The 24,311-nt window shown below is 62.4% G+C and carries 26 protein-coding genes; 13 read left to right on the top strand and 13 right to left on the bottom strand.

The window, feature by feature from the left end:
* Positions 1 to 39: 39 nt before the first annotated feature.
* On the bottom strand, positions 40 to 333 hold the full coding sequence (locus tag PFEN_RS03605) for a DUF3565 domain-containing protein (RefSeq protein ID WP_191485660.1): 294 nt from the start codon (positions 331 to 333) through the stop codon (positions 40 to 42).
* A 14-nt stretch (positions 334 to 347) separates the two neighbouring features.
* Here PFEN_RS03605 and PFEN_RS03600 point away from each other — a divergent pair, with 14 nt between their 5' ends.
* The 3 genes from PFEN_RS03600 to PFEN_RS03590 all read left to right on the top strand — a co-directional run bounded on the left by PFEN_RS03600 (position 348) and on the right by PFEN_RS03590 (position 2,690).
* Complete coding sequence (locus tag PFEN_RS03600; protein WP_191485659.1) at positions 348 to 833, top strand: FKBP-type peptidyl-prolyl cis-trans isomerase; 486 nt, start codon at positions 348 to 350, stop codon at positions 831 to 833.
* Between the two features lie 137 nt (positions 834 to 970).
* Positions 971 to 1,453, top strand: a complete 483-nt coding sequence (locus PFEN_RS03595) for a glutathione peroxidase (RefSeq protein ID WP_191485658.1) — start codon at positions 971 to 973, stop codon at positions 1,451 to 1,453.
* A 133-nt stretch (positions 1,454 to 1,586) separates the two neighbouring features.
* Positions 1,587 to 2,690, top strand: a complete 1,104-nt coding sequence (locus PFEN_RS03590; protein WP_191485657.1) for an NADH:flavin oxidoreductase — start codon at positions 1,587 to 1,589, stop codon at positions 2,688 to 2,690.
* Positions 2,691 to 2,757: 67 nt separating this feature from the next.
* Here the strand turns inward: PFEN_RS03590 and PFEN_RS03585 are convergent, their stop codons facing one another.
* Together PFEN_RS03585 and cysZ are read right to left on the bottom strand one after the other, a co-directional pair.
* The gene (locus PFEN_RS03585) at positions 2,758 to 3,981 is read right to left on the bottom strand and encodes a glycosyltransferase family 4 protein (protein ID WP_224770879.1); all 1,224 of its coding nucleotides are present in this window, start codon (positions 3,979 to 3,981) and stop codon (positions 2,758 to 2,760) included.
* Positions 3,982 to 4,077: 96 nt separating this feature from the next.
* Positions 4,078 to 4,833, bottom strand: a complete 756-nt coding sequence (gene cysZ, locus PFEN_RS03580; protein ID WP_191485656.1) for a sulfate transporter CysZ — start codon at positions 4,831 to 4,833, stop codon at positions 4,078 to 4,080.
* A gap of 301 nt (positions 4,834 to 5,134) precedes the next feature.
* Between cysZ and trxB the strand changes: the two genes are divergently transcribed.
* A complete protein-coding gene (gene trxB, locus PFEN_RS03575) occupies positions 5,135 to 6,091 on the top strand; it encodes a thioredoxin-disulfide reductase (RefSeq protein WP_191485655.1) in 957 nt (318 codons plus the stop codon).
* 86 nt (positions 6,092 to 6,177) lie between these two features.
* Here trxB and PFEN_RS03570 read toward each other — a convergent pair whose 3' ends face one another.
* The 7 genes from PFEN_RS03570 to PFEN_RS03540 form a co-directional block, all read right to left on the bottom strand.
* Positions 6,178 to 7,428 carry an aspartate aminotransferase family protein gene (locus tag PFEN_RS03570; protein WP_191485654.1) on the bottom strand — a complete coding sequence of 417 codons (1,251 nt, stop codon included), beginning with the start codon at positions 7,426 to 7,428 and terminating at the stop codon, positions 6,178 to 6,180.
* Positions 7,429 to 7,550: 122 nt separating this feature from the next.
* On the bottom strand, positions 7,551 to 7,889 hold the full coding sequence (locus tag PFEN_RS03565; protein WP_191485653.1) for a HopJ type III effector protein: 339 nt from the start codon (positions 7,887 to 7,889) through the stop codon (positions 7,551 to 7,553).
* Positions 7,882 to 8,178 (bottom strand): DUF1244 domain-containing protein, encoded by a 297-nt coding sequence (locus tag PFEN_RS03560; protein WP_191485652.1) that lies wholly within the window; start codon positions 8,176 to 8,178, stop codon positions 7,882 to 7,884. Before PFEN_RS03560 ends, PFEN_RS03565 begins: the two co-directional genes overlap by 8 nt.
* 76 nt (positions 8,179 to 8,254) lie before the next feature.
* Positions 8,255 to 8,626 (bottom strand): dihydroneopterin triphosphate 2'-epimerase, encoded by a 372-nt coding sequence (gene folX, locus PFEN_RS03555; RefSeq protein WP_191485651.1) that lies wholly within the window; start codon positions 8,624 to 8,626, stop codon positions 8,255 to 8,257.
* Positions 8,627 to 8,628: 2 nt separating this feature from the next.
* Entirely contained in the window at positions 8,629 to 9,189 is a 561-nt protein-coding gene (gene folE / locus PFEN_RS03550) for a GTP cyclohydrolase I FolE (RefSeq protein WP_191485650.1), read from the bottom strand.
* Between the two features lie 24 nt (positions 9,190 to 9,213).
* Positions 9,214 to 9,924, bottom strand: a complete 711-nt coding sequence (gene folM / locus PFEN_RS03545) for a dihydromonapterin reductase (RefSeq protein ID WP_191485649.1) — start codon at positions 9,922 to 9,924, stop codon at positions 9,214 to 9,216.
* 99 nt (positions 9,925 to 10,023) lie between these two features.
* Positions 10,024 to 10,587: an antibiotic biosynthesis monooxygenase gene (locus PFEN_RS03540; protein WP_191485648.1), complete on the bottom strand. Its 564-nt coding sequence runs from the start codon at positions 10,585 to 10,587 to the stop codon at positions 10,024 to 10,026.
* 210 nt (positions 10,588 to 10,797) lie between these two features.
* On the opposite strand from PFEN_RS03540, the gene PFEN_RS03535 reads away from it, so the two are divergent.
* Complete coding sequence (locus tag PFEN_RS03535; protein WP_191485647.1) at positions 10,798 to 11,766, top strand: MerR family transcriptional regulator; 969 nt, start codon at positions 10,798 to 10,800, stop codon at positions 11,764 to 11,766.
* A 9-nt stretch (positions 11,767 to 11,775) separates the two neighbouring features.
* Here the strand turns inward: PFEN_RS03535 and PFEN_RS03530 are convergent, their stop codons facing one another.
* The gene (locus PFEN_RS03530) at positions 11,776 to 12,240 is read right to left on the bottom strand and encodes a PAS domain-containing protein (protein ID WP_191485646.1); all 465 of its coding nucleotides are present in this window, start codon (positions 12,238 to 12,240) and stop codon (positions 11,776 to 11,778) included.
* 155 nt (positions 12,241 to 12,395) lie between these two features.
* Between PFEN_RS03530 and PFEN_RS03525 the strand changes: the two genes are divergently transcribed.
* Positions 12,396 to 12,848 (top strand): flavodoxin, encoded by a 453-nt coding sequence (locus tag PFEN_RS03525; protein WP_191485645.1) that lies wholly within the window; start codon positions 12,396 to 12,398, stop codon positions 12,846 to 12,848.
* Here the strand turns inward: PFEN_RS03525 and PFEN_RS03520 are convergent.
* Positions 12,832 to 13,731, bottom strand: coding sequence for a LysR family transcriptional regulator (locus PFEN_RS03520; RefSeq protein ID WP_191485644.1), 900 nt, complete (start codon positions 13,729 to 13,731; stop codon positions 12,832 to 12,834). The two genes, PFEN_RS03525 and PFEN_RS03520, sit on opposite strands and share 17 nt — an antisense overlap.
* A gap of 97 nt (positions 13,732 to 13,828) precedes the next feature.
* Between PFEN_RS03520 and PFEN_RS03515 the strand changes: the two genes are divergently transcribed.
* The 7 genes from PFEN_RS03515 (at position 13,829) to PFEN_RS03485 (ending at position 23,491) form a co-directional block, all read left to right on the top strand.
* Entirely contained in the window at positions 13,829 to 14,215 is a 387-nt protein-coding gene (locus tag PFEN_RS03515; RefSeq protein WP_191485643.1) for a CidA/LrgA family protein, read from the top strand.
* Positions 14,205 to 14,891 (top strand): LrgB family protein, encoded by a 687-nt coding sequence (locus tag PFEN_RS03510; RefSeq protein ID WP_191485642.1) that lies wholly within the window; start codon positions 14,205 to 14,207, stop codon positions 14,889 to 14,891. The genes PFEN_RS03515 and PFEN_RS03510 overlap by 11 nt, the downstream gene beginning before the upstream one ends.
* A gap of 133 nt (positions 14,892 to 15,024) precedes the next feature.
* Positions 15,025 to 15,807: a class II aldolase/adducin family protein gene (locus PFEN_RS03505; RefSeq protein ID WP_191485641.1), complete on the top strand. Its 783-nt coding sequence runs from the start codon at positions 15,025 to 15,027 to the stop codon at positions 15,805 to 15,807.
* 175 nt (positions 15,808 to 15,982) lie between these two features.
* Entirely contained in the window at positions 15,983 to 16,894 is a 912-nt protein-coding gene (locus tag PFEN_RS03500; protein WP_191485640.1) for an SDR family oxidoreductase, read from the top strand.
* 640 nt (positions 16,895 to 17,534) lie between these two features.
* Positions 17,535 to 19,319: a DUF1302 domain-containing protein gene (locus PFEN_RS03495; protein ID WP_191485639.1), complete on the top strand. Its 1,785-nt coding sequence runs from the start codon at positions 17,535 to 17,537 to the stop codon at positions 19,317 to 19,319.
* A gap of 25 nt (positions 19,320 to 19,344) precedes the next feature.
* Complete coding sequence (locus PFEN_RS03490; protein WP_191485638.1) at positions 19,345 to 20,712, top strand: DUF1329 domain-containing protein; 1,368 nt, start codon at positions 19,345 to 19,347, stop codon at positions 20,710 to 20,712.
* A 229-nt stretch (positions 20,713 to 20,941) separates the two neighbouring features.
* Entirely contained in the window at positions 20,942 to 23,491 is a 2,550-nt protein-coding gene (locus PFEN_RS03485) for a LuxR C-terminal-related transcriptional regulator (protein ID WP_191485637.1), read from the top strand.
* Between the two features lie 13 nt (positions 23,492 to 23,504).
* On the opposite strand, the gene PFEN_RS03480 is transcribed toward PFEN_RS03485, so the two are convergent.
* Complete coding sequence (locus PFEN_RS03480) at positions 23,505 to 24,299, bottom strand: IclR family transcriptional regulator (protein ID WP_191485636.1); 795 nt, start codon at positions 24,297 to 24,299, stop codon at positions 23,505 to 23,507.
* Positions 24,300 to 24,311: the final 12 nt, after the last annotated feature.

The following is a 24,311-nucleotide window of genomic DNA, read 5'->3' as shown; positions in this document are numbered from 1 at the left end:
GCGCAAGTGCGACGGCCTATGCTTGGCCGTCTGCGAAGTTCAGTCGCCAAGGTTATCGTTAACCGAGCCTTGAGCGCACCAACCACATTCAAAGCCTTGAGTGATTTTTTCCGCCCGTTGCCGTGGATCCAGGACCCAGGCGCGCGATTGCCAGGGCGGTTGATGGCGCAGGTGCTGGGTATGCCCGCAGGACAGCTCGGCCACCCAGTGCCCGTCCTGATCCTGATGAAAACCGATGACGGTTGCAGGTGTGGCCTTGGGCCGTCTGTCCGGGTTCAGTTCGCTTTCGGACGAATCCTTGTTTAGACTTGTCCGCTCTTTATTCCTATGCAAAAGGTCTCGCTCATATGACGATCGCTGCCAACAAGGCTGTCTCCATCGACTATACCCTTACCAACGATGCTGGTGAGGTCATCGACAGCTCTGCCGGCGGCGCCCCGCTGGTTTACCTGCACGGTGCCGGCAATATTATCCCAGGTCTGGAAAAGGCCCTGGAAGGCAAGAAGGTCGGCGACGAGCTGAACGTGGCCGTCGAGCCGGAAGACGCCTACGGCGAATATTCCGCTGAACTGGTCAGCACCCTGAACCGTAGCATGTTCGAAGGTGTCGACGAGCTGGAAGTGGGCATGCAGTTCCACGCTTCCGCTCCGGACGGCCAGATGCAGATCGTTACCATCCGCGATCTGGAGGGCGACGATGTCACCGTCGACGGCAACCACCCGTTGGCCGGCCAGCGCTTGAATTTCCAGGTCAAGATCATCGAAATCCGTGACGCCAGCCAGGAAGAAGTCGCCCATGGTCACGTCCATGGCGAAGGTGGCCATCACCACTGATTTCTGCTGCTAAGCTCTGGTAGTTGGAAGGCGCCCACGGGCGCCTTTTTTAGTCCTCCGCGGTTTTTAACTGGAAACCGGTCAGGGGGTCGGGCAACAATGTTTGCGTATGAGTCCGGGAATAACGGGAGTTCGTCATGAGTGCTTTTCACGATCTGACACTAAAAGCGCTGGATGGTCAGGAACTGCCGCTGGCGCCTTTCAAGGGACATGTGGTGCTGGTGGTCAACGTGGCCTCCAAGTGTGGGTTGACGCCACAGTATGCTGCCCTTGAACACCTCTACCAGCATTACAAGGACCAGGGGTTCACTGTGCTGGGTTTGCCGTGCAACCAGTTTGCCGGCCAGGAACCGGGCTCCGAGGAGGAGATCCAGGCGTTCTGCAGCCTGAACTATGGCGTGAGCTTTCCGTTGAGCAGCAAGCTTGCGGTCAACGGCCATGACCGTCACCAGTTGTACCGCTTGCTGGCGGGCGAGGGCGCGGAGTTTCCTGGCGACATCACCTGGAACTTCGAGAAATTCCTGTTGGGCAAGGATGGCCGCGTACTGGCGCGTTTCTCGCCGCGCACCGCTCCGGATGATCCGGCGGTGATCCAGGCGATCGAAAAAGCCCTGGCTTGATGCCGGTACTCAACTGGGCGGGCTCTCCTGGCACTTCTAAAGCTTAATCACTCAGATCAATAGTGCTGGGCGGTGTGCGCAAGGCGGAATATTATCCTGATCATAAATTCCCCTTGCGCCGTGGAGTGCTCCCATGCCCGTTGAAGCCCTGTTCCGACCTTTTCATCTCGGTGCGCTGGAGTTGCCGACCCGTGTGGTCATGGCGCCGATGACCCGTTCGTTTTCCCCGGGCGGCATACCCAATTCGAAAGTCATCGAGTACTACCGCAAGCGTGCGGCGGCCGGTGTCGGCCTGATCATCACCGAAGGCACTACAGTCGGTCACTTGGCCTCCAACGGCTATCCGAACGTGCCGCACTTCTACGGCGAAGCGGCCCTGGCCGGTTGGAAAAAGGTCGTTGATGCGGTGCATGCCGAAGGAGGCAAGATCGTTCCCCAGCTCTGGCACGTGGGTAATGTGCGGCGCCTGGGCACCGAGCCGGACGCCAGCGTGCCGGGCTATGGCCCGAGCGAGAAGCTCAAGGATGGCCAGGTCGTGGTGCACGGCATGAGCCAACAGGACATCGACGAGGTGATCGCGGCATTCGCCCAGGCCGCCCGTGATGCCCAAAGCATCGGCATGGATGGTGTCGAGATCCATGGTGCCCACGGTTACCTGATCGACCAGTTCTTCTGGGAGGGTAGCAATCCGCGCACCGACGCATACGGTGGCAGCCTGGCCAAGCGTTCGCGTTTTGCCATCGAGCTGATCCAGGCCGTGCGCGCGGCGGTGGGGCCGGACTTTCCGATCATCTTCCGGTTTTCCCAGTGGAAGCAGCAGGATTACAGCGCCCGTCTGGTGCAGACGCCGGAGGCCCTGGGCGAGTTCCTCAAGCCGTTGTCCGACGCGGGCGTGGATATTTTCCACTGCTCGACGCGGCGTTTCTGGGAGCCGGAATTCGAAGGTTCAGAGCTGAACCTGGCGGGCTGGACCCGCCAGCTGACCGGCAAGCCGACTATCACCGTCGGCAGCGTCGGCCTGGACGGCGAGTTCCTGCAGTTCATGGTCAACACCGACAAGGTGGCGCAGCCGGCGAGCCTGGAGAAGCTGCTGGAGCGTCTGAACAACGACGAGTTCGATCTGGTCGCGGTGGGCCGTGCCCTGCTGGTGGACCCGGATTGGGCGGTGAAAGTGCGCGACGGTCGCGAGCAGGACATCCTGCCATTCAGCCGTGAGGCGTTGATGAGCCTGGTGTAGGTCGCCGCGCTGGCGCTGGCGTATGTTTGATCGCCATCGCCATCGCCATCGCCGGCAAGTCAGGTTCCTACAGGTTGCGTGGTGTTTTCAGAATGCCGGCTGTCACAATGGCATCCGCAGGCAGCCCCGGAGCCTGTTGTTCCACCGGCAACGCGTCACAGGCCCCACGCAACTGCTTCTCGAACTGCTCGATAATCGCCCCCCAACCTTGCCGGCTGGCATGCTGGCGGGCATTGAGGCGAACATTGCGCAAGGTCTCCCGACCTTCCAACAACCAGCAGGCGGCATCGCAGAACGCTTCCTCATCGCCGGGCATGGCCAGCACGCCGTTGTAGCCATGGCGGATATGCTGGGCGGCGGCGGCCTCGTCGTAGGCCACCACGCCCAATCCCGACGCCAGTGCTTCGAGCACCACATTGCCAAAGGTTTCGGTGAGGCTTGGGAACAGGAACAGATCCGCCGACGCATAGTGGCAGGCCAAGGCCTCGCCCCGTTGCGTGCCGCAGAAAATCGCCTCGGGCAGTTCCTTTTCCAATAGGCCGCGTTGCGGGCCATCGCCGACCACGATCAGTTTCATCGCCGTCTGTGGATAAGTTTCCCGCAGGCGCTCAAAGGTGCGCTTGAGCAGGCCGAGGTTCTTCTCGGTCGCCAATCGCCCGACATAGAGCAGGGCGATCTCGCCATCCGCCAGCCCCCAGCTGTCGCGCAGGGCGCTCAAGCGTTTGGCGGGATGGAACAATTGGCTGTCGACGCCCCGGGAGAGCAGTTCCAGGCGTTCGAAATGCCGCCGCTCCAGTTCCACGCGCTGGCTGACGCTGGGCACCAGGGTCAGCTTGGAGCGGTTGTGAAACCAGCGCAGGTAGTGGGTCAGCAGTCGCGTCAGCAAACCCATGCCGTATTGATGAGAGTATTGCTGGAAGTTGGTGTGGAAACCGCTGACCACTGAAATTCCCAGGCGCCTGGCCGCGCGCAGGGCCGACAAACCGAGTGGACCTTCGGTGGCGATATACAGTACGTCCGGACGCTGGCGTTTCCAGCGCCGCAGCAACTTGTGCATCGACGACTGCCCCCATTGCAGACCGGGATAGCCGGGCAGCGGCCAGCCCCGGCAGAGCAGCAGCTCGGTATCGCTGGGACGGGCCTGGTCGCAGTTCTGGCGCGGACGGACCAGTTCGATCTGATGCCCGCGGGCGCGCAGGCCATCGCACAAGCGGCCAAGGGTATTGGCCACGCCATTGATTTCCGGTGGGAAGGTTTCGGTGATCAGGGTGATATGCAGAGCTGTCGTCATGTTTACAGTGTCGCCGCGGGCGGTTGCGACACTGTGGCTGTTTGATGATGGATTTGTGACTGGGCGGCCAGTCACCGCCGGCGGTATACCGATATTTCAGCGCCGTTCGCCGGCCAGGGCCTCGTCGCCGCGCTCACGGACCCAGAACAAGGTCGCCCCGGCCACTGCCGCCGGCATCATCAGCAGGTTGACCACCGGCACCAGCAGCACCAGGTAGACGATCCCGCCAAAACTCATGCACTGCCAGCGCTTCTGCCGCAGCCAGGCGAGCATGCCCTGCCAGCTCAGCTTGTGGTTGTCCGCCGGGTAGTCGATATATTGGATCGCCATCATCCACACCCCGAACAACAGCCATAGAGGCGCGGCGACGATATTCACCACCGGAATGAACGACAACACCAAAAGCGCGATGGCCCTGGGCAAAAAATAACCCAGCTTGCGCATTTCCCGCGCCAGGGTGCGGGGGATCATCGCCAGCAGTTCGGCCCAACTGAAAGCCGGGAAGTCGTCGGTGCCGCGCACCACCACTTCGACCTTCTCGGCGAGAAAACCGTTGAACGGCGCGGCGATCACATTGGCAATCATGGTAAAGGTGAAAAACACCATCAACACCACCAGTGCCACGAACAGCGGCCAGAGGATGTAGTTGAGAAAGCTCAGCCAACCGGGCAGGGTCGGCATCAGGGTGTCGACCCAGAGACTGAAATAGTGGCCGGCCAGGTAGATCAACCCGACGAACAGCACCAGGTTGATCGCCAGCGGCATCAGGACGAACAGGCGCAGGCCCGGGCTCAGGACCAGCTTCAGGCCCTCGCGCAGGTACTGCGGGCCGGACAGGACGGGTGCGGGCATAACGTGCTCCGAAAGAGGGAAAACGCGCCGACCTTACCGACTTTGCACGGACGGTGAAAGGGCCGACATTTGCGGTAACAAAGGCGCCGCGAAGAGCGCCGCTCAGGATAGAGACCCGCTATGAGCTGGATTGTTATTGCGTATTTCCTTAATCTTCGCCTCCTCGATACGCTGCACCTCATTATTTTTCAGGACTGTGTGCTACAAGCCTTCCCCAAGCGCTTTCGCAGTCCTTTTTTATTCCAGCCGGCAAGCCGGCGTTCCGCTCCGGTAGCTGACGGGCGGTCGATAGGAGTGAGTCATGTCTGAAGTACGCCATTCGCGAGTGATTATTCTCGGTTCCGGCCCCGCCGGTTACAGCGCCGCGGTCTATGCCGCTCGCGCCAACCTCAAGCCGCTGCTGATCACTGGCATGCAGGCCGGCGGCCAGTTGACCACCACCACCGAAGTCGACAACTGGCCCGGCGATGTGCACGGCCTGACCGGCCCGGCGCTGATGGAACGGATGAAAGAACACGCCGAGCGTTTCGAAACCGAAATCGTCTTCGACCACATCAACGCCGTGGACCTGGCGAAGAAGCCTTACACCCTGGTGGGTGACAGCGCTACCTTCACCTGTGACGCGCTGATCATCGCCACTGGCGCCAGCGCCCGTTACCTGGGCCTGCCGTCGGAAGAGACGTTCATGGGCAAGGGGGTTTCCGCCTGTGCTACCTGCGACGGTTTCTTCTATCGCAACAAGGAAGTGGCCGTGGTCGGTGGTGGTAACACTGCCGTGGAAGAGGCGCTGTACCTGGCCAATATCGCCAGCAAGGTGACTCTGGTGCACCGTCGCGAGACCTTCCGTGCCGAGAAGATCCTGATCGACAAGCTGCAGGCTCGCGTCGCCGAGGGCAAGATCGTCCTCAAACTCAACGCCACCCTGGACGAAGTACTGGGCGACAACATGGGTGTGACCGGTGCTCGTCTGAAGAACAACGACGGTAGCTTCGACGAGCTGAAAGTCGACGGCGTGTTCATCGCCATCGGCCATACTCCGAACACTTCGCTGTTCGAGGGGCAGTTGACCTTGAAAGATGGCTACCTGGTGGTGCAGGGCGGTCGTGAAGGCAATGCCACGGCGACCAGCGTGGAAGGCGTGTTTGCCGCCGGCGACGTGGCTGACCATGTTTACCGTCAAGCCATCACCTCGGCTGGCGCCGGCTGCATGGCCGCGCTGGACGTTGAGCGCTACCTCGACGACCTGCAGAACGCTTGATGCCGATTGTGGGAGCGGTGCTTGTCGGATCGCTCCCACAGGGTGTGCATTGGGCTTACTGACTCCTGACTTTTTCTGCTCAGGGGTCAGGCAAGCCTGGCCAGGCAGGCCTCAAGGATATCCAAGCCTTCCTCCAGCACTGTCACTTCGGTGGTCAACGGTGCCAGCAGGCGAATGATGTGCCGCGACTTGCCGCTGGGCATCAGCAGCAAACCGGCCTCGCGGGCCAAGGCCAGCAATTGCGTCAATTGTGCCGATGCCGGGCTGCCATCAGGGTTGATCAATTCGAGACCACGCATGGCGCCGATACCGGTCAGCCGCCCCAGATAGGGTGACAGCTGGTTGGCCCGCCAAGCCTGGTAACGGCTGACAATCGTTTCTTCCTGTTGCGCGCCCCAGGTGTGCAAGTGGGTGTCGGTCATTTCGTCGAGGGTCGCCAGGGCCGCGGCACAGGCAAGCGGATTACCCGAATAGGTGCCGCCCAGTCCGCCCTTGGGCAAGCTGTCGAGCAGCGCTTTGCGCCCGACCACCGCCCCCAGCGGTACGCCACCGGCAATGCTTTTACCCAACAGGATCAGGTCCGGTTCAATCCCCAATCGCGAGAATGCAAAGCGCTGACCGGTGCGCCCGAAGCCGGACTGGATTTCATCGGCGATCAGCAGGATGCCTTTCTCATCGCAGAAACGCCGCAGCGCCTGGGCGAACTCCACGTCCAGCGCCAGGAAGCCGGCTTCGCCCTGCACCGGTTCAAGGATAAAACAGGCGATGTCATTGACGTCGATCTCGACGCTGAACAGCCGCTCCATCGCCTTCAGGGCCTCGGCACAGCTCACGCCATTATCTTTACTGGGGAAGGGCAGGTGATACACCGGCCCCGGCAGCACTCCGACTTTCTGTTTGTAGGGCGCGACTTTACCGTTGAGGTTGAGGGTGGCGAGCGTGCGGCCGTGGAAGGCACCGTCAAAGGCGATGACGGCCGTGCGCCCGGTAGCGCCACGGACGATCTTCAGGGCGTTTTCCGCCGCTTCCGCGCCGCTGTTGGTGAGCATGCCGCTGACCGGGTAGTCCACCGGAATAAACGCCGTCAGGCGCTCCATCAGTGCGAGGTAGGGTGCATGGGGGGCGGCGTTGAATGCGTAGTGGGTCAGCCGGGTGGCCTGCTCGCGAATGGCCTCGACGATGCGCGGGTGGCAATGACCGAGATTGAGCACGCCGATGCCACCGACAAAATCGATATAGCGTTTGCCATGGATGTCCCAGACCTCGGCGTTTTTGCCGTGGCTGAGGCTGATCGGGTGAACGATGGAAATCGACTGGCTGATGGTTTCGCTGCTCATGGATACCTGGCTCGGAAGAAGGTGTGCTTCTTTTATCTAAGCCGTGAGCAGCGCTGCCCGGCAAACGAAATAAAGTTGCCGGGTCAATCTTAAAAGTCGCGATGTGTTTGCCGGACGCGGAATCAGCGCCGGGTCAGCGGCGCCTGGGCGAACTTCACGCCAGCCAGGCCATGGGCGATCAATGCGCGGATATTGCCGTGGTCGCTGCCTTCCGGGGTGGCCAGCACCGAACGGTAATGTTCGCCGAAGGCCAGCAAGGCTTCCTGATCACTCAAGCCTTCCAGCAGCGCCAGGCTCAGGGTCTTGCACGAGCCTTCGTTCTGCCCGGCGGCGTTTTCCACGCCACCGTTGTTGAACGCTTGTGGTTGATAGTCGTAACCGGCGGCAATGAACGCCAGGGTGTCGGCGAAAACATGTGTGCCGCTGTTGAGGCGGGTGCGCAGGGTATTCAAATCAGTCATGGGGTTTTCCTTTGGCGAACGCCGCCTGTTGTTCGGCGCTGGCTTCTTGCTGGTATTGGGCTTTCCACTCGGCATAAGGCATGCCGTAGACCACTTCACGGGCGTCGTCGAGGCTGACCTCGATCTGGCGTGCGTCGGCTTCGGCCTTGTACCACTTGGACAGGCAGTTGCGGCAGAACCCGGCGAGGTTCATCAGGTCGATGTTCTGCACATCCTTGCGGCTGTCCAGGTGGGCGACCAGCCGGCGGAAGGCGGCGGCTTCGAGTTCGAGGCGTTCTTGCTCGGTCATGATGGGCTCTGTGCGGGTGAAGGTGGGGGCGCGATGATAAAAGCCTGGCGCGGCGAGCGCCAGACGGCTCAGGCGCTCAGCGGCTGGCCGCGAGCGTAATCGACACGGACTCGGCAAACCGCAGCGCGTGGGGCTTGTCGACTTCGACCTCGGCATACAGCACGGCGGCGTTGTTCATCACCAGGTCGAGCAGTTCCTGGGTCAGGCGTTCGAGCAGGGCAAAGCGGTTGCCCTCGACATGCTGGATGATCGCCTTGGTGATGGTGCGGTAGTTCAGGGCGTGATCGATGTCGTTGTCGCGGACCGCTTCCTGGGCCGCATACAGGATGCTCAGGTTGATCCTCACGTCCTGCTTGTTGAGGATCTCGTCCTCGTTGATGCCGATAAAGGTACGCAGGCACAGGTCCTTGACCCGGATGCGCGCCATGCCTGGTTGAAGTTGTGGCATTGCTACTTGCTCCGTCCAATCAATTGCAGGAACTCCATGCGGGTGCTGCTCGAGTCGCGCAGGGCGCCGAGCATCACCGAGGTGTTCATGGTCGAATTCTGTTTTTCCACGCCGCGCATCATCATGCACATGTGCTGGGCTTCGATTACCACCGCCACGCCGGCGGCCTGGGTCACTTGTTCGATGGCGTCGGCGATTTCCCGGGTGAGGTTTTCCTGGATCTGCAGGCGGCGGGCGAACATGTCGACGATCCGGGCGATCTTCGACAGTCCCAGGACCTTGCCGGTCGGCATGTAGGCGACATGGACCTTGCCGATGAAGGGGAGCAGGTGATGTTCGCACAGCGAGTACAGCTCGATGTCCTTGACGATGATCATCTCGTCATTGTCGGAGGCGAACAGCGCCCCGTTGACCACCTCATCGAGACTCTGGGCGTAGCCATGACACAGGTATTGCATGGCCTTGGCGGCCCGTTTCGGGGTGTCCAGCAGACCCTCGCGGTCGGGGTTTTCGCCCAGTCCCAGGAGGATCTCGCGGTAATGCTCGGGCAGTGTGGCACTCATGGAAAAGGTTCCTCGCGGGGCGGCTTATTTTAGGTGCCGGCCGCCGTTGACGGTCAAGGTTGTGCCGGTGACATACGGGTTGTCCAGCAGATAGCGCAGGCTCTGGTAGACCACCCCGGCTCCGGGTTCGATACCCAGGGCCGATTTGGCCAGGGTCCTGGCGCGGTACGCCGCGTCGTCGTCGGGGTTGAACATCAGCAAGGCCGGGGCAATGCCGTTGACCTTGATCCGCGGCGCATAGCGGGCCGCGAAGGACAGCGTCAGGCTGTCCAGGCCGGCCTTGCTGGCGCAGTAGGCGATGTGCTGGCTGCTGCCCTTGCGGGTGACATCGTCGCTGATGTGCACGATGTCGGCCTTGGGCGAGCGCTCCAGCAATTCGGCGCAGTGCAGATTGATCAGATAGGGCGCGAGCATATGCAGGCTGAACATCTGGGTAAAGGCCGCCGTTTCGTTGCCAGGGGTTTCCGCCAACCAGGCCGAGGCATTATGGACGATCGCCCGCAGGCAGTCGGTGTGCTGCTTCAGTGCCGCGATAAACGCCAGGATCCCGGCCTCGCTGGAGAAATCGGCGAACAGCGCGGTGGCGCCGAGGTCGCGCAGGGCCTGCACGCCAGGGCGCTCACTGCGATAGCTGACGATCACCGGATAACCGTCGGCCAGCAGTCGCTCTGCGCAGTGCAGGCCGACACGCTGGCCGGCGCCGGTAATCAGGATGGGGGCACAAGACGGTGGCATCGAAGGCTCGTGGCAAGCGGTGGAGAGGCGTCGGTTGACGTTGAAGTCAAAACTATACCAGCCACTGGGCTTGTACAACTGTCACGGGAGAGGGTTGTTTCAATTCCTGGCGCCGGCGCCCGGCAGCGGCTTGGTCGGTGTACGGTGCAACCAGCCCGCCAGCAGGTGGGTCGACAGCGGAATGAAGAAATAGACCATCAGCGGTGTCAGGATCAGCGTGCTGAGCAATACCCGAGGCGCCAGGTTGAGTTCGGCCAGCAACGGCCCAAGGCCGAAGTTGAACAGCAGCGATACCGGAAAAAACGCCAGCCAGATCGCCACCGCCTGTTTCCAGCGCGGTGGCCGCAGGCCCACGGCGCCGAACCAACCGTCGATGCCACTGACTCGCCGTTCCCGCGGTCCGGCGAACAGGTCGTTGCCGCGTATCAGCCAGGCCTTGCGCGAGGCGGAGTGCTCCCAGGCATTGAGGGTCAGGGCATCGCTGAAGCGGAAAATCATCTGGAATTCATTGTCGCCGGGCGGTGGGGCGAGCACGCCGGAGCCCAGGTAACCGGGAAAGTCGGTGGCGAGCAATTCGCCTTCGTGCAACCAGGCGAGCATGTCCTGGTAGCGGCCATCGGCAACGCGCCGGGCAACCATCATGGTGACGGGTGAGGTAGACATTATATATCTCCGTAAGACCAGCATGCCGCCCGGGTAGGACGGATGCGCAACGCAGCGCCTGGGTGGTGGGCTGCGTTTTTGTACAGGCAAGAATTATTCCCTATTTCGGGTGTTGCACCAAGGTGCCAGGTTGTATTGCGTATTATTTGCGAAGGTTTGGATGCTGTGGGCTAGAATAGCTGTCAACTCCTATTCATAAATGTGCGACTGATGCCTGTCATGATCGAACTTGAACCTGCCACGCCGCTGTTGCGGGCGTTGAAACAGGAAGAGTTGTTCCCTATTCGTGAAGTCTCGCGCCTGACCGGCGTCAATCCGGTCACCCTGCGGGCATGGGAGCGGCGCTACGGTCTGATTCAACCGACGCGCACCGAAAGTGGGCATCGACTCTACGCCATGAGCGATATCGAGACGGTCCGCACCATCATGGGCTGGATTGAGCGCGGGGTGGCTGTAAGCAAAGTGGGAAAGCTCCTGGCGAAAAGCGCTGCCCCGGTGTTGCCTATCCACACGCCATCCGGCATCGCGGTGCAATCGATTGCCCAGGCTGAATGGGACGACTGGCAGACGCAATTGCGCGCGGCGGTCAGCATTTTCGACGAAGCGGCCCTGGAACGTCTCTATGGACAGGTGTTTTCCAGCTATCCGCTGAGCGTAGTCTTCCAGAGTATCCTCCTGCCGTTGTGGCAGCGTCTGCTCCTGCCGGGTGAGTTCGGCCAGGTCAGCGAGTGGCTGTTTCTCGATGCGTTCCTGCGCGCGCGGGTATTGCAGCGTCTGCACTCGGTCCGCGGACTCCTCTGTCAGCGCATCGTGCTCGCCGCTTTGCCGGATCAATGTCGTGAGCTCGAGTTGCTGGTGGCGGGCCTGTTGCTGGGCGACGGCGACCGTTGCGTCAGCGTCCTGGCGGTCGGCCAGCCCTTCGATGAGCTGACCCTGATCTGTGAAAAGGTCCGACCCGAGGCGCTGGTGCTGTATTCCAACCGCTCGCCGATGGCGGATCTGCCGCGTCGCCTCAACCGCCTGGCGCTCTCGGTGGATTGCGCGGTGATGCTGGCCGGGGATGTTTCGGAGTTGTTGCAAGAGCGTCTGGAAGGTTCGAGCATCGGTTGCCTGGGCAATGATGGTCGGCTGATGCGTCGACGCTTGCAGCAATTGCTGGCGGGCCGGCTCGATACTTGAGCGTCCGCGCTATTGCCGGTTGCCGCCGGTAGCCTTGAGCGCATCCAGTTCAGCCTGAACCTTGGCCAGTTGCGCCTCCAACTGCGCCACCCGCTGTTGCGCCTTGACCTGAACGGTCACGTCTTTTTGCACGCCGACGAAGTAGGTCAGTTGGTCGCTTTCGTTGAAGACCGGGGACAGCGACAGCTCGTTCCAGAAATGACTGCCGTCCTTGCGGTAGTTGCGCAGGATCTGGCGGCACGGCTGGCGCGCGTGCAGGGCCTCGCGGATCAGCTCCAGTGCCGGCTGGTCGCGGTCGCCGGACTGCAGGAAGCGACAGTCCTGGTAGAGAATTTCTTCGTTGGTATAACCGGTCAGGCGTTCGAACGCCGGGTTGGCGTAGATCAGGATATGGTCTTCGCCTTCCTGTTCGGCTACCACGATACCGTCGCTCGACGCGTCAATCACCAGTTGCAGCAGTTTGGGATTTATCATTTCGCAAAGCATCCGCAGTCCATTGACCTGTTCGCCGAAGTTTAAGGCATCGTCTTGAATAGTCCATCCCCAACCAGACAAGCGCAGGGTTTCGTGAGAAAGTCTCGCATCTGCTGGTATCCTGGGTTTTTTTACACAGTATCAGGATCAGATTGATGAAAGTTGCCATCCTTTCCGGCTCGGTCTATGGCACCGCCGAAGAAGTTGCCCGCCACGCGGAAAAAATCCTGCGCGAGGCCGGTTTCCAAACCTGGCACAACGCGCGCGCGACCCTGGCCGATGTCCAGGCCTTCGCCCCGGACGCTTTCCTGGCCGTGACCGCCACTACCGGCATGGGCGAGCTGCCGGACAATATCCAGCCGCTGTACAACGCCATCCGCGACCAGTTGCCGGCGGCATGGCGTGGTTTGCCGGGCGGGGTGATCGGCCTGGGGGATTCCAGCTACGGCGACACCTTCTGTGGCGGCGGCGAACAGATGCGCGAGCTGTTTGCCGAATTGGGGGTGCGGGAAGTCAAGGACATGCTGCGCCTGGATGCCAGTGAAAGCGTCACCCCGGAAACCGACGCCGAGCCGTGGCTGGCCGAGTTCATCAGCGCGTTGCGCTAAGGCCGGCTGGTCGCTCCCGCAACAGCGCCAGCCAGGCCTGGGCGGCTTTGGACAGGTAAGCGCCGCGGCGCCAGATGAACGTGATGTCCCAGCGCAGGTCGGTGGGCGAGCTCAGGGCCAGGCGGACCACGCCGGGCCGTATCAGCGAACGGGCGACCACGCTGGGCAACAGCGCCACGCCTTGCCCGGCGGCCACCAGCGCGGCGAGAAAGTCCGCCTGGCCGCTGCGCCCGCTTTCCCTGGGCGTGAACCCGGCTTTTCGACAGGCCTCCATCAACCGGTGATTGAGCACGAAACTGCGCTGGTACAGCAGAAACGGCGTATCGGCCAATTGCTCCAGGCGGATGGCGCCCGCCTCGGCCAGGGGATGGTCCGCCGCCAGCAACACATCCAACGGTTCATCACAGAAGGGCTGGTAGTCGAACGCCGGATCGCTCGGCTTGAGGCTGCCGCCCAGCTCCAGTTCGCCGCTCAGCACCGCCGGTTCGATATTCAGACTGCCGCCTTCGAGCAACTGAATGCGGATATTGGGGTAACGCCGCCGGTATTCGGCGAAAAGGCCGGCGAACAGCGTTTCGCCGCCCAGTTGCGGCAGGCCCAGGCGCAGTTCGCCGCGGGCCAGTTGGCTCAGGTCGTCCAGTTCACTGAGCAGCCCGTCGCGCAGGCGCAGCATTTCTTCGGCCCGTTGCAGTACCACGCCGCCGGCCGCGGTCAGCTGGACCCGTGAGCCCAGGCGGTCGAGCAAGGGGGTGCCGAGATCGTGTTCGAGCTGGGCGACCTGCTTGCTCACCGCCGACTGACTGATGTGCAGGGTTTTCGCCGCCTGGGTGAAGCCGCCTTGGCGGACCACTTCGATGAAGCTGCGTAGTTGCTTGAATTCCATGGCCTGATTCCAGATTGGAATGGAGGTCAGTCTAACAATTCGCTTTTGGGATGGTAGCGCTAACTTTAAAATCGGCTCCCAGAGAGGACTGAAGCCGATGAACCGTTTGCTGTTGAAAAAATCCTGCCGCCTGCTCGTCGAGCTGGCCGTGTTGCTGGGGCTCTATCAAGTGGGCGCGCTGTTCGCTGCCTGGAGCCACTGGCCGATTCCCGGCGGTGTGATCGGCTTGGCGTTGCTGTTGCTGGCCTTTGCCACGGGCTGGGTCAAACCCGCCACGCTGCAACGGGGGGCCGGGCTGCTGATGGCCGAGATGCTGCTGTTCTTCATCCCGGCGTTGATGAGCCTGCTGGACTACGGCGCCATGGTGCGCCAGGACGGCTGGCGGATTCTGCTGGTGATCGGCGCCAGTACCCTGGCAGTGATGCTGGCGACGGCCTTTACCGTCGAGTTTGTCTGCCGCTGGAGTGCCCGTCGTGAAGCTTGAGTGGATGTCGTTGTTCTGGTTGGGGTTGACCTTGGTGGCTTATGTGTCCAGTCGTTGGCTGTATGGCCGGACGGGCCGCTACCTGCTCTCGCCGCTGATCCTGGTGCCGTTTGTGTTGTTGGCGGTGGCGATACCGTTGCATACCGCCTACGCCGAGTATTCGCGCGATACCCACTGGTTGATGCTGATCCTGGGACCGGTCACGGTGGCCTTCGCGGTGCCGATCTGGCAGCAGCGGCAGATGCTGGTGCGGTATGGCCCCGCCTTGCTGCTGGGGATGCTCGTCGGCAGCGCGGCCTCCATCGGCAGTTCCTATGGGCTGGCCAGGGCGCTGTCGCTGGACAATAGCCTGACCCTGTCGCTGGTACCGCGCTCGATCACCACGCCCTTTGCCATGCCCTTGGCCCGGGACCTGGGCGGCGTGCCCGAATTGACCGCGGTGTTCGTGATGCTTACCGGCGTTTTCGGCGCCTTGCTCGGCGGGCTGCTGCTCAAGTGGTTGCCGCTGCGCAGCAGCCTGGCGCGTGGCGCGTTGTTTGGCGTCGGGGCCCACGGCGCGGGTGTCAGCCGTGCCCGTGAAGTGGGCGGCGAAGAGGGTTCGGTGGCCGGTCTGGTGATGGTCCTGACTGGTCTGCTCAACCTGTTTGCCGCACCCTTGTTGGCCATGCTGATCTGAAGGCGTGCTCCTGGGCGGCGTGTTGACCCGCTGGGTCATCAAGCTGGCTGGCAATGCAACTCCGTTGTGGCGGCGGGCTGCTCTAGACTGGCCGGTAGCAGAATAAAGGCCGAAAATCGCCGAGGTCAGTGCCGTGAACGCAGCCCCTGTTAGCGCCGCAGCCGATGTGAAGAGCCAAGTCAGCGCCGCCGAATGGCAGACCCGCGTTGACCTGGCGGCCTGTTATCGCCTGGTGGCGATGCATGGCTGGGATGACCTGATCTTCACCCACATCTCGGCGAAGGTGCCCGGCACCGAGGATTTCCTGATCAATCCCTACGGGCTGATGTTCCACGAGATCAGCGCGTCGAGCCTGGTCAAGGTCGACCAGGCCGGCAACAAGTTGCTGGACAGCCCCTACGAGATCAACCCGGCCGGCTACACCATCCACAGTGCCGTTCATGAGGCGCGCCACGATGTGACCTGTGTGTTGCACACCCACACGGCGGCGGGTGTTGCGGTCTCGGCGCAACGGCAGGGCGTACTGCCCATCAGCCAGCAATCGCTGTTCGTGCTGTCGAGCCTGGCTTATCACGCCTATGAAGGGGTGGCCCTCAACCATGAAGAGAAAGCGCGGCTGCAGGCCGACCTCGGCGAAAACAACTTTCTCATGCTGCACAACCACGGCCTGCTCACCTGTGGCGCGACCATCGCCGACACCTTTCTGATGATGTTCACCTTCCAGCGCGCCTGCGATATCCAGGTGCTGGCGCAAAACGGCGCGGCACCGCTGATCGCCATCGAGCCGCAGATTCTCGCCGGGGCCAAGGCCATGCTCGCCGGGGTCACCCGCAGCGCCCAGGGCATGGGCGGAGCGTTGGCCTGGCCGGCGCTGCTGCGCAAACTGGACCAGCAGGATTCCGGGTTCCGGCTCTGATCCCCTGTCCGGGGTTGTTCCGGGTCTCTGGCGTCAAGGCGGGCAGTCGCGGCCAGGGCCGGACTATCCCGCTGCCTTATCGCGTACCATTCAGCCCTGGCTGACTTTATTGTGACCAAAGGCTGGGTGTCCGACACTCGGGTTCTATTTACCTCGGTCCTGGCTGGAGTCCTGTATGAGTGAGTCTGTGCGCTTCGAAGATAAAGTGGTGATTGTCACGGGTGCCGGCGGCGGCCTGGGGCGTGCCCATGCACTGCTGTTCGCCCGCCATGGGGCGAAAGTTGTGGTCAACGATCTCGGCGGCTCGGCCCACGGTGAAGGCGCCAATGCCTCGGCGGCGGACAAGGTGGTGGCCGAGATTCGCGAGGCTGGCGGTACCGCCGTGGCCAACCATGACTCGGTCACCGATGGTGACAAGATCGTGCAGAACGCTCTGGATGCCTTTGGCCGTATCGATGTGCTGGTGAACAACGCCGGGATCCTGCGCGACAAGACCTTCCTGAAGATGGAGGATGCCGACTGGGACCTGGTCTACCGGGTGCATGTCGAAGGTGCCTACAAAGTCACCCACGCGGCCTGGCCGCACATGCGTGAGCAGAACTACGGCCGGGTGATCTTCACCGCGTCGACTTCCGGTATCTACGGCAATTTTGGCCAGTCCAACTACGGCATGGCCAAGCTCGGCCTGTATGGCTTGACCCGGACCCTGGCCATCGAGGGCCGCAAGAACAATATCCTGGTCAATGCCATCGCGCCGACCGGCGGCACGCGCATGACCGAAGGCCTGATTCCGCCGCAGGTGTTCGAGCTGCTCAAGCCGGAACTGATCAGCCCATTGGTGGTGTTTCTCGGTAGTGAACAGTGCGATGAAACCGCTGGCCTGTTCGAAGTCGGTGGCGGCTGGATCGGCAAGACCCGCTGGGAGCGCAGCCTGGGCGCCGGCTTCGATCCGCACAACGGTTTTTCCGTGGAAGACGTGGCGGCCAGTTGGAAGCAGATCTGCGATTTCGAGGGGGCCGTGCATCCGAAGGATACGCCCGAAGCCCTGCGGGAAATGATGGCGAATCTGCAGAAGTACATGGCCTGAGTCTGCCCTCGATAGCGAGGGCAGAGCTCACGAATACGCTGCAAAACCCGTGGCTGGCTTGCTGGCGATGCGATCTGATGGTCGGCATCGCCGTCGCCTGATAAACCACTGTCGCCAGCAAGCCGGCTCCCACGGGGGCATGGCGTTTGCTGACCCTCCCCTCTTGCGTGTCGGTTCCCGTCACGTCATACCCCCTACTTCCTGAAACGCGCCCAGGTCGTCGCCCGAGGTGATGGTGTCGAGTGTGCCAAGTGGAATTGCGCGGGAATAAAAAAGGCCACTGCAAACGCGGTGGCCAAGGGAAGACGTATGATCAAGGAGTGAATCAACGTCGGCAATCAGTAATTGGTCATTATGTTAAGGATTTCAGATTCGCTGAAAAAGCCCGGTTTGCGACAATCACCGTTACCGAGCTGGTAACAGTCGTCTGTTCAGGCCGCTGCATTCGGGCCTGCCTCGGGCTCCTTCCATCCATGTGCGCTATGACGTGTTATCCATGGGTTCGATGGGCCGCTGAAAGCCGCGCCGCAAGCACTCATTCATCCTTTCGAGGTACAGCACGAATACCTCCTTGGTGCGCTTATCGCTCCCGTTGCTGGTGAGTAGGGTGAAGCCTTCTGTCACACACCGGGGAAGACGCATGACAAAAACAACAATGCGCGCCATCTTCACACTGCAGGCTCTGGCCATTGCGGTTGCCATGGGCGTCAGTGCGCAGGCGCAGGCGGTTTCGTTCAACATCGGGGAAATCGAAGGCAAATTCGACTCCTCCCTGTCGGCCGGCGTGAGCTGGGGCATGCGCGATGCCAACAAGGGGTTGGTTGGGGTCCCCAACGGCGGTACCGGCCAGGCTTCCACCGGTGATGATGGGCGCTTGAACTACAAGAAGGGCGAGGCCTTCTCGAAGATCATCAAGGGCATTCACGACCTGGAGTTGAAGTACGGCGATACCGGTGTCTTCGTCCGCGGCAAGTACTGGTATGACTTCGCGACCGCCGACGGCGGTCAGGACTTCAAGGACATCAGCGATCATCACCGCGATGAAGGCGCACGGTCTTCGGGGGCGCAAATCCTCGACGCCTTCGTCTACCACAACTACTCCATCGCCGACCTGCCGGGCACCGTGCGCCTGGGCAAGCAGGTGGTAAGTTGGGGTGAGAGCACCTTCATCGGCAACTCGATCAACAGCATCAACCCGATCGACGTATCGGCCTTCCGCCGGCCCGGTGCCGAGATCAAGGAAGGGCTGATCCCGGTCAACATGTTCTTCGCCTCGCAGAGCCTGACCGACCAGCTGACGGTTGAAGGGTTCTACCAGTTGAACTGGGAGAACACCGTCGTCGACAACTGCGGGACCTTCTTCGGCAACGACGTGGTGCAACACGGTTGCAACAACAACTACACCGTCGGCAGCCCGGCGATTGCGCCGTTGCAACCCCTGGCGGCGGCGTTCGGCCAGGGCTTTCAGGTCACCTCGGAAGGCGTCGTGGTGCAGCGCGGCGATGACCGCGATGCGCGTGACGGCGGCCAATGGGGCATGGCCTTGCGCTGGCTGGGCAGCGACACCGAGTACGGGCTGTATTTCATGAACTACCACAGCCGTACCCCGACCGTCGGCACCACGACCGCCGGTGCCAGCACCGTCGCCGCGCTGGGCAGTATCCTGCCATTGACGCCGGCCGCGTTCCGTAGCGGCCTGGCGCAAAGCATCATGCTCGGGCGTGGTCAGTACTACCTCGAGTACCCGGAAGATATCCGCCTCTACGGTGCCAGCTTCTCCACCACGTTGCCCACCGGCACCGCCTGGAGCGGCGAGATCAGCTACCGCCCCAACGCCCCGGTGCAGCTCAACACCACCGACCTGACCCTGGCGCTGGTCAATCCGATTGCCGGCGGCACCGCGTCACCGATCCAGACCAGCCTCGGCGCCGACAACAGCGGCTACCGCCGCAAGGAAATCACCCAGGTACAAACCACCCTCACGCAGTTCTTCGACCAGGTCCTGGGGGCCGAGCGTCTGACGTTGGTGGGCGAGGCGGGGATGACCTACGTCGGCGGTCTGGAGACCAAGGACAAGCTACGTTACGGACGTGACTCGGTGTACGGCGTCTATGGCTACCAGGGCGATACCGGCGGTTTCGTCACCGCGACCTCCTGGGGCTACCGGGCCCGGGCGATCCTCGACTACAGCAACGTGTTCGCCGGGATCAACCTCAAGCCCAACCTGTCCTGGTCTCATGACGTCAAGGGTTACGGCCCCAACGGCATCTTCAATGAAGGCGCCAAGGCAGTCAGCATCGGTGTCGATGCCGACTATCGCAACACCTATACCGCGAGCCTCAGCTACACCGACTTTTTCGGTGGCCGCTACAACACCCTGATTGACCGTGATTTCGTGGCGCTCAGCGTCGGCGCGAACTTCTGATCCAGGCTTGAGAAGGACAACTTTAATGCGCAAGATGATTCTGCAATGTGGCGCCCTGGCCCTGAGCCTGCTGGCAGCCAACGTAATGGCGGCGGTTTCCGCGGAGGAAGCGGCCAAGCTCGGCACCAGCCTGACCGCCATTGGCGCGGAGAAGGCCGGCAACGCCGACGGCTCGATCCCGGCCTACACCGGTGGCATCCCAAAAAATGCCGGCGCGGTGGACAGCAAGGGTTTCCTGGCCGACCCGTTCGCCAATGAAAAACCGCTGTTCATCATCACCGCGGCCACCGCCGAGCAGTACAAGGCCAAGCTCTCCGAAGGCCAACTGGCGATGTTCAAGCGCTACCCGCAGACCTACAGGATCCCGGTCTACCCGACACACCGCACTGTAGTCCTGCCGGACGCGGTGCTAGAGGCGGCCAAGCGCAGCGCTCTCAACGTCACGGCAATCAACGACGGTAACGGCTTGTCGAACTTCACCGGCGTGCGCTACTACGCTTTCCCGATTCCGAAGAACGGCGTGGAAGTGCTGTGGAACCACATCACCCGCTACCACGGTGGCAACCTGCGCCGCACCATTACCCAGGCCACGCCGCAGACCGACGGCTCCTTCACCCCGATCACCTTCGAGGAAGAAGCCGCGGTACCGTCGGAAATCCCCGACCTGGGGCCGGACAAGGGCGCCAACGTGCTGACCTTCTTCAAGCAGGAAGTCACCGCGCCGGCACGCTTGGCGGGTAACGTGCTGCTGGTGCACGAAACCCTCGACCAGGTGAAGGAGCCGCGCCTGGCCTGGGTCTACAACGCTGGCCAGCGTCGTGTGCGGCGCGCCCCGCAAGTCGCCTATGACGGTCCGGGTACCGCCGCCGATGGCCTGCGGACCTCGGACAACTTCGATATGTTCTCCGGCGCGCCGGACCGTTACGACTGGAAACTGATCGGCAAGAAGGAGATGTACATTCCCTACAACAGCTACAAGCTGGACTCGCCGACTCTCAAGTACACCGATGTGATCAAGGCCGGTCATCTCAACCAGGACCTGACCCGTTACGAGCTGCACCGGGTCTGGGAAATCGAGGGAACGGTCAAGCCGAGTGAGCGGCATATCTATGCCAAGCGTCATATGTACATCGATGAGGACAGCTGGCAGGTCGCGCTGGTGGATCACTACGACGGCCGTGGCCAACTGTGGCGGGTGGCCGAAGGGCATGCGCAGTTCTACTATGACCACCAGGTGCCGGCTTATACCGTTGAGACACTGTACGACCTGATTGCCGGGCGCTACATCGCCCTGGGCATGAAGAACGAAGAGAAACACAGCTTCCAGTTCGGCTTTGTCGGCAAGGCGGCGGACTACACGCCGGCGGCATTGCGGGCGACCGGAGTGCGCTAACCGCCCTCGTCCTGTAGGAGCGGAGCGTGCTTGCGAAGAGGCCCGTGAGCACGCTAAAAGCTTCGCGAGCAAGCTCTGCTCCTACAGGGTGCGTGGCGTTTTCAAGATCCCTTTCGTTGGTCTTTGGGGGCTCTTTTTTATAGCCTGCGATAAGTTTCCTGAATATTTGTTCATCCCCTGGCTCGAACAGAGCTAGGGTGACTGGATAAAATCAAGAAAGGCCGCCGCAATGACCGCCATGACCCCGCGTCTGGACCGTCCCGGGTTCCTGCCTCGTTTATCCTCCCGCCATTTGCCGCGTCCGCGGCTCAGTACACCCTTGATCGAGTCCCAGGCCCGCGTCCGCCTGCTCTGCGCGCCCGCCGGCAGCGGCAAGAGTGCCTTGCTCGCCGAATGCCTGCTGCAAGCGCCCGCCAGCCACGGTGTGTGCTGGCTGCCGCTGTCCGGTGCGAGCCTCACGAACGAGGCCTTCTGTGCCGCCCTGGCCCAGGCGCTGGGGCTGGATGAGCCCCACGACGAGGCGAGCCTGCTGGCACGGCTGGCGCGCTGGACCACCCCCACCTGGATTTTTCTCGACGACTATTGCCGTTTACCCAATCCGGCCCTGGATCAGTTGCTCGATCGGCTGTTGGTGCTCGGCAGTCCGCTCCTGAGCTGGTGGTTGGGCGTGCGGCGGCGGCCTCACTGCAACTGGCCACGGCTGTTGCTTGAAGGTGAACTCTACGAAGTCGAAGGCCCGAGCCTGGCGTTCGAGCGCGGCGAAATCGAACAGTTGGTGAGCCACCCGTCGATCACGGTGACACCGCAGTGCATCGACCGGATGAGCCAATACACCGCCGGTTGGTGCGCCGGGGTACGGGTCGCCTTGCTGGAGGCCCCGGCCTGGATCGCCAACGCCCCCGACGCCGGCTCGCGTCGTTCGGCGACGCTGCTCGACTACCTGCAACATGAACTGTTCGACGCCCTGGCGCCTGAGTTGGTCGAGGCCTGGCGCGTGCTGGTGCATCTGCCACGCTTCAATGCCGACCTCTGCGAGCACTTGTTCGGCGCGGGGGAGGGCGCCCAGTGGATGCGTACCTTGCAGGAACTGGGGTGTTTCATCGAACCCTGGGATGATTCCTCGGAGTGGCTGCGGATATTCACGCCGCTGACCCTGTTGCTGCGCGATGAACCCTGGCCGGCCGGCCGCTCCTGGCATCGGCGCGCCTGCCAGTGGTTCAGTGCCCAGGGCGATTGGCAGGCGGCGGTGGAACAGGCCCTGGCCGCCGAGGAATTCGAAGTGGCGGCCAGCCTGTTACATAATTTCACCTTCGACTACCTGTTCCAGGACCATAACGTGGCGCTGCTATTGCGTCTGCACGAGGAACAGCCGGACGAGCTGATGTTCGGCACGCCGCACCTGGTGGGCTTGATCACCACCGCCTTGCTGTTCGCCGGTCGTTTCGACGAGGCGGCCCATAGCATCGCGCAGATGGCCCGCTTCACCCCGCAGCCGTCAGCGGCGGCACAGCGGCAACTGGTGGCGCGCTGGCAGGCCCAGCAAGGCTGGTTGTTGCACTTGCAAGGCCAGGCGCAACGAGCCCGTGAACATTTCCTCGAAGCCTTGCAGGACCTGCCCGCGGCCGCCTGGCCGGCGCGCTTGTTCTGTCTGTCGGGGCTGACCCAGCAGGCGTTGCTCGACGGTGAGTTGGAGCAGGCCCATGCCTTGAGCCGCGACGCCCTGTGCCTGGCGCGGGCACAAGGCTCGCTGCTGTTCGAAGCGCTGCTGGAACTGGATCATGCGCAGTTGCTGGAGCAGCGTGGCGCCTTGCACCGCAGCGAAAGCCTGCTGGACAACATACATGCCTTGTTGTCGGCCAAGCGTTACCTGGCGGGACCGCTGCTGGGGCGCATTGCCTTGCGTCAAGGACGGATAGCCTTGCGCCAGGGGCGTGATCAACAGGCGGTCGAGCACTTTCAGGAGGGCCTCGATGAGTGCCTGCGCAGCCAGGATAAACAGGCACTGTACGGGTTTCTCGGGCTGGCCTTGCTGGATGCCAACCACGGCGACTACGCCCAGGCATTTGTCCGTTTGCGTGATGCCGAACGCTTGATGCAGCAACGGCATATTCCGGATGTGGTGTACCGCGCGGTACTGCTGATGGTCAGTTGTCATTTCTGGTTGCAGCAGGGCCGGCCGGAGCTGGCGGAAGAGGCGTTGACCCGGGTGCTGCGCCATTACCGCGGCGAGCATTGGTTGCAGGCGCCGCCGGCGACGCTGGAATTGATTCCGCGCCTTGAATACCTGCTGGTGCTGGCCCAGGTCTATCTGCACAAGGCCCAGGCCCCGTTGGAAGCGCTGGCGCCGCTGCTGGAGCAGGCCCAGCGTCGCGGCATGCAGGGCATGGAAACGGAACTGCGCCTGGCGCTGGCGGAAGTGGCTTTTTTACAGGGGCATGGCACGTTGGCCAAGAGTCATCTGGAGGAGGGGCTGGCGCTGGTCAGTCGCTGCAACCTGCAACAGGCCCTGCGTGAGTTGCGTTTGCGCCAGCCGGGGATGCTGGCGAGCCTGGGGTTTGAAGAGGCGTTGATCGCCACGGGCGACAATCCCCTGAGCCAGCGTGAACTGGAAGTGCTCAAGCTGATTGCCCTGGGCAGCTCCAATCTGCAGATCGCCGACCAGTTGTTTATTTCACTGCACACGGTGAAAACCCATGCGCGGAGGATTCACAGCAAGCTGGGGGTGGAGCGGCGGACCCAGGCGGTAGCCAAGGCCAAGGCATTGGGCCTGATGGGCTAGCGCTGGTCAGGGCTCAGGTCTTCTGATAGCCCATCCGCCAACTCACCGCTTCACTGGCCGCCAGCAAGCGCCTGGCCGCCGGACCGTCTTCATCGGCATGGAACAGCGAGGTCGGCCCCACCACCGTCAGCACGGCCACAACCTGCCCCAATGCATTGAACACCGGCGCCGACAAGGCATCGACCCCCGGCATCAATAAACCATGGACGAAATGCAGCCCGCGTCGGCGGATCTGTTCGCACGTCGCGGTATACGCGGCGACATCGGCCAGTGGGTGTGGATGACCGGCCTTGAGCTCCGCTTCACGCAGCTCGAACGTTTCCCGATCCGGCAGGAAGGCATTGAACACCAGCCCGGTGGAGGAACTGAGCAATGGCAACACCGAACCCAGTTGCGTCACCACGGTGACCGCGCGCACGGCCGGTTCGATATGCACCACGGTGGCCCCGTGGTTGCCCCACACCGCCAGGAAACAGCTTTCATTCAGGTCGTCGCGCAACTCCGCCAGTGGCATCGCCGCCACATGCAGTACCTCCATGCTGTTGAGCGCGGCCAGGCCGACCCGCAGCGCTTCGCGACCCAGGCCATAGTGGTTGGTCGCCGGGTTCTGCTCGGCGAAGCCGCTGGCGATCAAGGCCTGCAGATAACGGTGGACTTTGCTCGCCGGCATCCGCACATGCTCGGCCAGGCGCGACAGCGAGGTGCTGGGCGACAACTCGGCCAAGGCCTTGAGGATGTCGGTACCCACCTCCGCCGAGCGGACTTTCTGTTTACCGTTGCTGTCGCTGGTAGGGCGCGGCTTTTCCATGGAGGCAATGTA

The organism is Pseudomonas sp. FEN, assembly GCF_904067045.1.
Lineage (GTDB): Bacteria > Pseudomonadota > Gammaproteobacteria > Pseudomonadales > Pseudomonadaceae > Aquipseudomonas.
This window is presented reverse-complemented; position numbering and strand designations above follow the sequence as displayed.